Annotated in this window: 9 protein-coding genes; 4 read left to right on the top strand and 5 right to left on the bottom strand. The window is 55.3% G+C overall.

Translation table 11 applies throughout. The features are described 5' to 3' along the window. The 3 genes from RSSM_RS04565 to RSSM_RS04550 form a co-directional block, all read right to left on the bottom strand. A partial coding sequence (locus RSSM_RS04565) for a chemotaxis protein CheB (RefSeq protein WP_008675044.1) occupies window positions 1-988 on the bottom strand: 988 nt, incomplete at its 3' end. Between the two features lie 211 nt (window positions 989-1,199). Then, window positions 1,200-3,692: an ATP-binding protein gene (locus tag RSSM_RS04555; protein WP_008675041.1), complete on the bottom strand. Its 2,493-nt coding sequence runs from the start codon at window positions 3,690-3,692 to the stop codon at window positions 1,200-1,202. Then, the gene (locus RSSM_RS04550; protein WP_008675039.1) at window positions 3,692-3,910 is read right to left on the bottom strand and encodes a MerR family DNA-binding transcriptional regulator; all 219 of its coding nucleotides are present in this window, start codon (window positions 3,908-3,910) and stop codon (window positions 3,692-3,694) included. The genes RSSM_RS04555 and RSSM_RS04550 overlap by 1 nt, the downstream gene beginning before the upstream one ends. A 440-nt stretch (window positions 3,911-4,350) precedes the next feature. Between RSSM_RS04550 and RSSM_RS04540 the strand changes: the two genes are divergently transcribed. The 4 genes from RSSM_RS04540 to RSSM_RS04525 all read left to right on the top strand — a co-directional run bounded on the left by RSSM_RS04540 (window position 4,351) and on the right by RSSM_RS04525 (window position 7,167). Further along, entirely contained in the window at window positions 4,351-4,734 is a 384-nt protein-coding gene (locus RSSM_RS04540) for a hypothetical protein (protein WP_144059570.1), read from the top strand. Window positions 4,735-4,930: 196 nt separating this feature from the next. Then, a complete protein-coding gene (locus tag RSSM_RS04535) occupies window positions 4,931-5,401 on the top strand; it encodes a PA2169 family four-helix-bundle protein (protein ID WP_008675033.1) in 471 nt (156 codons plus the stop codon). 77 nt (window positions 5,402-5,478) lie between these two features. Beyond that, complete coding sequence (locus RSSM_RS04530) at window positions 5,479-5,658, top strand: hypothetical protein (RefSeq protein ID WP_008675024.1); 180 nt, start codon at window positions 5,479-5,481, stop codon at window positions 5,656-5,658. Between the two features lie 144 nt (window positions 5,659-5,802). Beyond that, on the top strand, window positions 5,803-7,167 hold the full coding sequence (locus RSSM_RS04525) for a dihydrolipoyl dehydrogenase family protein (protein WP_044301131.1): 1,365 nt from the start codon (window positions 5,803-5,805) through the stop codon (window positions 7,165-7,167). Window positions 7,168-7,214: 47 nt separating this feature from the next. Here the strand turns inward: RSSM_RS04525 and RSSM_RS04520 are convergent, their stop codons facing one another. Together RSSM_RS04520 and RSSM_RS34505 are read right to left on the bottom strand one after the other, a co-directional pair. Continuing rightward, entirely contained in the window at window positions 7,215-7,475 is a 261-nt protein-coding gene (locus RSSM_RS04520) for a hypothetical protein (RefSeq protein WP_236620935.1), read from the bottom strand. Between the two features lie 162 nt (window positions 7,476-7,637). Further along, a partial coding sequence (locus tag RSSM_RS34505; RefSeq protein WP_236620934.1) for a hypothetical protein occupies window positions 7,638-7,917 on the bottom strand: 280 nt, incomplete at its 5' end.

Below are 7,917 nucleotides of genomic sequence, written 5' to 3'. Positions count from 1 at the left end.
TCGCGACGGAATAGGCTTCCTCCCCCGTCGCGCATCCCGCCACCCAAATGCGAACACAATCTAGGTCCGAACGTCCTTCAAAGATCTTCGGCAACACGGACGAACGAAGGTAGTCGAACGCCTCGGGGTCGCGGAAAAACGCCGTGACGCCAATCAACAGTTCGCGAAACAACCGCTGGACTTCGTCTTCTTCTTGACGAAGCATTTTGACATATTCGTCGACATCAGTGAGTCGCAGGATTTGCATCCGGCGTTGAATCCGACGTGCGAGCGTGTTGATTTTGTAGTGCTGGAAATTGTGCTCGGTCACCTCCAACAAACGTTCGGCGATGGCGGGGATGGCGTCTTTGATTTCGGTCCGCCGGGTCTCTCTGACGTCGGAGTGTTCGGTTTCCTCCCAATGAGAAACATAGCGGAGCAGATGCGACGCGATTTCTCGTGGCGGGAGGATATAGTCAGCCACTCCGGTCGTCGCCGCGCTGCGTGGCATGGAATCGTATCTCGCCGATTCCGGATCCTGGGCGATCGTCAAACCACCGTGGTCACTGATGGATTTCAGACCGAGGGTTCCGTCGCTGCCGGTTCCCGACAGAATGACACCGATGCCTTTTTCTCGTTGGTCCTCGGCAACGCTGTGAAAGAAGAAATCGATCGCGGCGCGTGAGCATTGATCGGATTCGTCGCGATGGATGGAGACAAAACCGTTCTTCAGAGCGAGCAGTGTTTTGGGAGGGCAGAGGTAGAGCGTGCCGGGTTTTAGTTTCCGCCGCCCTTCGATTTCGACGATTGGCATTCCCGTCGACTTCGCCAGCAAATCAGGAAGCAGCGATTTTCGAGTGGGATCGAGATGTTGAACAAAGACGATCGCGACCTGGGGGGCATCGCCCAGTCCGCTGAGGAACTCTTGAAAAGATTCCAGACCGCCAGCGGACGCACCGATAGCGACGATGAGTGGCTTTTGCGGTTTGGCATGAGAGGTGTTCGTCATTTTCTAAATCGCGTGAACGATTCGTGACGTGGAGCAAAAAGCAGTATGCAACAAAGGTAACCGGCCGCGTTGCACGGATGGACGAATTGGTAGTGCCCACGCCGATCGGACGTCGGGCGAGGGTAAGACAACCTCATCTACAATCACAGATTCTTGGTTGTCAGCGGCGGTTTGAAGATCCGAAAAAAAACGAACTGCGGGATTGAGACGGTCATTTCGCATGATTGTCCTCTGATATCTGGCCACGCAAACGATCGACTCGTTGTTGGCGTTTGAGGATGAGGTCGTCGCGAGTCACCTCCTGAGTGTACTTGGCGACCATTTTTATCAATTTGGTTTGGTCGATCGGTTTGGAAAGATAATCATCGCAACCTCCGTTGAGGCATCGATCACGGTCACCTTTCATCGCGTCCGCCGTTAAGGCAATGATGGGCCACTGAATCTCAGCGGATCGCAACTGAGCGGTCGCGTGCAATCCGTCGACGTTGGGCATCTGCATGTCCATGACGATCAGGTCAAACGGTTCACCCGCGTCACGTGCAGCGATCGCCACATCGATTCCTCGCTGGCCATCCTCGGCGGTCGCGACCACCGCTCCGGCTTTTTCCAGAAAGTGCTGACTGATGTGACGAACGTCGCGTCGATCGTCGACGACGAGTACGCGGCATGACAGTCGTGGGGTTTCGGGGAAGGGCACGTCTGCCTCGCGGTCTCTAACAACGAGGCTCGGTTTGACCAATTCGATGTCTTCAAACGAGGCGACCGGCAACCGTACAAAAAAGGTGGACCCTTGCTGCGGTTGACTGGTCAGGTCCATCTCGCCGTCCATCATGTGTACCAAACGTTGGCTGATCGCTAGGCCTAGCCCGCTGCCACCGTATTGGCGCGTTACCGACGAGTCGCCTTGTGAGAAGGGCTTGAAGAGACGTTCTTGTTGCTCGCGAGTCATGCCGATCCCGGTATCCTCGATCGCGAACTCGATCATGGGCGGCTGTGAACCGTCGAGAAATTTGACTCGCAGTCGGACTTCACCTTCGTCGGTGAACTTGATCGCGTTGCCAATTAGGTTGATCAGTACCTGCCGCAACCGCGTGGGATCGGTTTGAATCGTGCGAGGCACCAATCCCTCGAAGAGCACGTTGAACTGCACCTTCTTCTCTTCCGCCCGAACCGCCATCAACGATTGCACATCGGCGACGAGTTGTGGAAGAGCGGTCGGTTCGACGTCAACGTCGAGTTTCCCCGCCTCGATTCGCGACAGGTCGAGAATGTCGTTAATCAGTTCCAACAAATGCTCGCCGTTGCGTTTCATGATCAAAACACAATTCCGGTTGTCCGGGTCTTGAAGGTGTCCGAGCAACACATCGGCATAGCCCAAGATAGCTGCCATTGGCGTGCGGATCTCGTGACTCATGTTTGCGAGGAATTCGCTCTTGGACCGGTTCGCAGCCAACGCCATTTGCTCGCTCTCACGCAGGCGGACCTCTTGCTCCTTTCGCTGCGTGATGTCTTGGATGATCGCACTGACGGCGGTCACCTCGATGTCCTCTCCGTCCTGATTGCCGAGCGGATAATAACTCGCCAACCAGGTTCTGCCTTCACCACTGACAGGATGCGTGCCAACGATCTCGACATCCACCACCGGTTCGCCTGTTTCAAAAACACGGTCGTAGTGAGGTTTGATTTGATCTTGGAAGCCGTTGAGGAATTCGTCGGCGCGCCGTCCGATATGTTCTTCTCCCGAAGCGCCGTTGAGCTTCGCGAGCATATCGTTGATTCTGAGAAAGCGATATTCGCGATCGACTAATGACATTCCGACTGGCGCGGACTGGTAGATCAATTCGAGTTCGCGTTTCTGTTCGAGGATTTCGTTTCTCGCGATTCCTAGATTCGTTTCGGCTTGGTGCTGGCCTTCGATATCGCTGATTGTTCCAACCCACTCGATCACGTTGTTCTCGTCGTCCAACACCGGCACAGCCTCGGCCACAAATTGGTGCCACTCTTGATTTGCGGCACTCCAAATCCGGCCGGTTGCCTGATACTTCGTCTGTGTCGTGGATGCTTGGTTCCACTTCCGCAACAACTCGTCACGATCCTCTTCGTGGATGACCTTCACCCAACCGAAGCCTTTGAGTTCCTCCCACGATTGGCCTGTGTAGCGAGACCATGACGCCTGCGGACTGGTGAACTTGCCTTCCGAACTCGCTGTCCAGACGATGCTGCGGGTTCCTTCGATCAACGCTTGATGGCGCGCGTTCGCGGCAAGCAATTGACGCTCGGTGTGGGTACGTTGTTCGACCTCGGATTCCAAACGATCGATCGTTGCCGTCAACGATGGTAACTGCATGACGCCGGGCAGATTCTTGATAATCACGCCGAGAGTTACCCACGAAACGATCGCGGTAAACAGTTTGGCGAGTCCGCTGATTCGATACACCGGCGTCCAAAATATGGCCGCCTCGATCATGTGCGTGACCCCGCACGCGACGATGAAGGCCGCGAAGAGATAGATGATCCTCGGAAGGATGATGTCTTTGCGGGTGCGGACGAAGTAAATCAGCGACAACGGAATTCCGAAGTACGCCGCCCCGATCGCGATGTCGGAAACGACATGCAGCCACCCTAGAAATTCCGACCAATTGCCACAGTACCATCGGGGCGGAAAATCGGAGGTGTCGAATAGTTTTTGGAAGAACTCCGGCATCAAGCGTGTACCTCACGCTCAGCGATCGCTTCGGCGAGAAACCGCTCGAGTTCGACTTTCTCGTAGTAGCGATACCCGGTGACGGGGTGGCGCCGAGGGACCAGTCGCCCGGATTTGTCCCAGTTTCGCAGCGTTTCCGCCGAAACACCGAGGAATTTGGCTGCCAGACCGACACGAATCAAGCCATCAAAGGAGGTCTGAACTTCGCTCAACGCCATCGAATCGTCTCCCTTGCAAACCTTACAAACTCCAAAGTGGCATCAAATTGAACGCGGTCGACTGCGTTGGTCAATAAGCCAAATTCAAATCGCACCGATGGCGAGGCACCGGCCGCGAATGAGCCGATGCGAAAACGTTCAGGTCGGGGGCAGGGGCGGGGCTGGCCGCTGACGACCCGGTCCGTTTCCACGGAATTGTTTGTTCGAACGTATTCGCTCTGGAATCGTTTTTGGTTCTTTCGAGCGGTTTTGGTACAATCCACATCCCCCGTGCCTCAAAAGGATGTGGCATAGCAGTTGCACCGCCGGCGTGTACGACGTAACACTCGGGCGGCGAGCGGCTCTCATGCCGGGAACCTGACCAGACGAAACGCCGGGATTGCTGGGCTCCACGTGAGTTGAATCAACCCCGGTGAAGTCAATGCGAGAACGGAACTCTCTTGTCCAAGCCATGTATGGAGACAATCGCGATGGGAACGACGATTCAAGGCCAATCTCAAACACATCGTTTCCCCAATCTCGGAGCGGTGATCGAGGTGAAGCGTCCTGACGATCACCTGCCCGTTGTCGATGCTCAGATGCCGGCCGATCTGCTCAGCGGCGAGTTTGATGTCACGCGGTGGCCGTCAACGCAGGTTGCCTGTCTGTCAGACGAAGAACGCTCGAAGAAGCGACATTACATCTGCAATCAACTCCACATCGTTTCCATGTCGCTGGACTTGCTTCAGTGCGCGATCGCAGACGGCGACGTAGATGATTTCGAGCAAACGCTCGGTATCGCGATCGCGTCGATGGGCATTCTCGAAACGCTCGCCACGAAGTAGCTATAGCGAGCTCGAGTGAGTTTGGATCAGGCCGACTCGACGTTTCGACGTTCACCTTGAGTGACGATGAACCAAGTCTGCCTCTCGACATCGCCTTTCGAGCTGGTTTTGCGAAACGGCACGCTCTTTGCGACTCCTCTTGGTTAGCACGACGAAACTCTTCGTGCCCAATCAAACACCACAATGGAGAATCAATATGAGCTTGGAAACCAAAACTGACCTTAACGAAACTACGATCAACAAACTTCAGAAACTGATCCGTGCCAACATCGATTCCTACAACGGGTTTCATGAATCGGCAGAAGAGTTGAGCGACCAAAAACTCTCGACTCTCTTCCGCAGCATCGGTGACGAACGTTCGGCGATGGCGAGCGAGCTTCAACAGCACGTCGAGTTCAACGGCAAAGAAGCCGAAGATGACGGAAGCGTCGCGGCGAAGACTCACCGAATTTGGATCAACATTCGAGGGAAGTTGAACGGAGGCGATCCTCATGTCATCTTGATCGAAGCGGAACGTGGTGAAGATCACATCAAGGAAGCTTACGAAGACGTGCTCAAGGATACCGCGGGCAGTGCCATGAACGATGTGCTGTCGGCTCAGTACGCCAAAGTCAAAGCGGGCCACGACAAGATCCGCGACCTTCGCGACGCGTATGCGAAGAAATAAACGCACCGCTCAGCGATAGTTCCGATCGCTGAAACGTTCGTGCTGACTCCTGTCAACAAACCCTCCTCGGTGAAAAGATGAATCAATTTACGAAAGCGACTCGCATCCATTTGTTTGCGGTCATGCTCATTAGCGGGGCCGTTCTTTGCGGTTGCGACAACAAGGAAACGGTTCTCGACGTCGACACGCCGGATGGCGGGGTGGAGGTGCAGCGTGATCTCGATAACGGCGAGCTATCGGTTGACGTAGAAGACTAATCGCCTATCCGAAGGCACATCAGCCGGTTGGTGTTCGCCGCCGTTGCATATTAGCAACTGTGGTCAACGCCAGCCGGCTGTTTTCTTTGCAACGTCTTTGGGTAGGTTCATCTTCGGCATCCTCTTCTTTGAAATATCGGTTCCATGTCCGAACATCATTTCGATTTCGTCGTGCTCGGCAGCGGCCCAGCGGGTTCCACGGTAGCCACCAAGCTCGTCGAGCAGGATCATTCGGTGGCGATGATTGAGACGCGAGAGTTCGGAGGAACATGCGCACTGCGCGGATGCAATCCGAAGAAGGTCTATGTCAACGCGGGTGCGTTGATCGACCGGGTTCGTCGGAGCGAGGGCAAATTAGTCGTCGGATCAGACGGCGTTAAGATTGACTGGGGGAAATTGCTTCAGTTCAAGCGAGAGTTTACGGAGCCCGTCCTGGAGAAGACAGAAAAGTCCTATCAGTCTTCGGGCATCCAGACTTTTCAGGGTACTCCGAGTTTTGAGAGCCCCACATCAATTGTTGTCGGCAGCGAACGGATCGCCGGCGAGAAGTTCATCGTTGCCACGGGGGCGACCCCGGTGCCTATCGACATTCCAGGGGCAGAGCACATCACCACGAGTGATGACTTTCTCGAACTATCCGAACTGCCCGAACGAGTCGTCTTCATCGGTGGTGGTTACATCTCGATGGAATTCGCTCACGTCGCCGCGCGGTGTGGGAAGCACGTGACCATTGTTGAACGCAATGAACGCGTTTTGTCTGGTTTCGATCCCGATTTGATTGATCTGTTAACTCAGTACTCGAAGAAACGTGGGATTCACTTTCGACTCGGAGCGTCGCCTGCATCGATCGCGATTGCGTCGGGCGAAGGCGACGGTCGCCGTTATCGTTTGGAGATGGACGATGGTCCGGACATTGATGCCGGTTTGATCGTCCACGGTGCCGGACGCGTGCCGAACATCACCGGGCTCGGACTATCGAAGGCAGGAATCGAGTTCAACGACCAGGGCATTTTGGTAGACGAAGGTTTTCAAAGCGTATCGAATGAAAACGTCTATGCCGCGGGTGATTGTGCGGCGACGGGCAAACCGCGGCTGACCCCGACTGCGAACGAAGAAGCCCGGATTGTGGTGGAGAACTTGCTCGAATCGGGCGGGGATCAAAGAGCTGATTACGGGGCGATTCCCAAAGTTGCTTTCACGACGCCCGCAATCGCCGCGGTGGGGATGAGCGAGGAGGAGGCACGTGAGTCACACGATGTCGACGTCCGCGCGGACGACATGTCGAGTTGGGGGAGCGTGCGGAAAACGGGTGACGCGGTAGCCGGCTATAAGATCTTGGTCGACCGTGAGAATGATCAAGTGCTCGGTGCCCATTTGCTCGGCCCGTCCGCGGAAGAAACGATCAACTTATTCGCGTTGGCGATGAAGTTTGGACTGACCGCGACGAATATCAAATCGACACTCTTCGCGTTTCCAACGTCCGCCGCCGATGTCCGCTCGATGCTGTAAGCGGCCTCGCTGAGAAGCCGCTTTTGGACATGACGTTTATTCGCTTCTCATTCGATCGGTTCTCGGTCGATGCTCGCGTCCACGTTTTCCGCTGCACGGTCGATCGATTGGGCCGCTTTGTCGACCGCCTCTTTTGATTTCTCGACAACGGTAGAGGTGTCTTGTCGGACCTTGTCCGTGTCGACCTGAATTGTCGGATCGCCGGACGGGGAGCTGAACCTCAGCCAACCGATCAGCACAAGAACGAGAACGAGAACAGCAACAATCACTAACGCACGCATCGTGTTTCTCTTAACGGGGGTGTTCAAAACCTATCGGATGACTTGGCAGCCGGAGTCAGCCGCATTGCCGGGCGTGGTGAGTAGGGACAACCGGAGCGAATGCCCGGTCGCGGATCCTGCACCATGCATTTCGGAAAACCATGCATTTCGGATAGGTCTGATGGGGACTTGTTATGGAAGACGCAGCGTTCACGATCGCCGAAGAATGTTTTTCATTCCGACAGGTGCGAAGCGACGCCACGACAACGTTGCTGACGCAACTGGCGTACCGGCATGCGTCCGTCTTCCCGCCGACGATCGTTCGGACTTCTTTTCGATCGGTACGAGTTTTGCTTTCACTCGGTAACGCAGCGGCGTCGATGTGGACTTGTCCGCTTTGATGAAACGCCGTTTCCTCGATGTCTCATGCGTGAGGCAGCGTTTTTCGTCGCCAAACCCGCGAAAGAAATGATGGATATTCCTCAGATCG

Origin of the sequence: Aporhodopirellula sallentina SM41, assembly GCF_000346505.1 — a bacterium.
Taxonomy (GTDB): Bacteria; Planctomycetota; Planctomycetia; order Pirellulales; family Pirellulaceae; genus Rhodopirellula; species Rhodopirellula sallentina.
Note: the sequence above shows the minus strand (reverse complement) of the source record. Positions and strands in the feature narration are given on the sequence as shown.

Bases quoted from the DNA above. Each gene is read 5' to 3' on its own strand.
- RSSM_RS04530 (WP_008675024.1), top strand. From the start codon at position 5,479: ATGAATCAATTTACGAAAGCGACTCGCATCCATTTGTTTGCGGTCATG.
- RSSM_RS04555 (WP_008675041.1), bottom strand. From the start codon at position 3,692: ATGCCGGAGTTCTTCCAAAAACTATTCGACACCTCCGATTTTCCGCCC.
- RSSM_RS04550 (WP_008675039.1), bottom strand. From the start codon at position 3,910: ATGGCGTTGAGCGAAGTTCAGACCTCCTTTGATGGCTTGATTCGTGTC.
- RSSM_RS04535 (WP_008675033.1), top strand. From the start codon at position 4,931: ATGAGCTTGGAAACCAAAACTGACCTTAACGAAACTACGATCAACAAA.
- RSSM_RS04525 (WP_044301131.1), top strand. From the start codon at position 5,803: ATGTCCGAACATCATTTCGATTTCGTCGTGCTCGGCAGCGGCCCAGCG.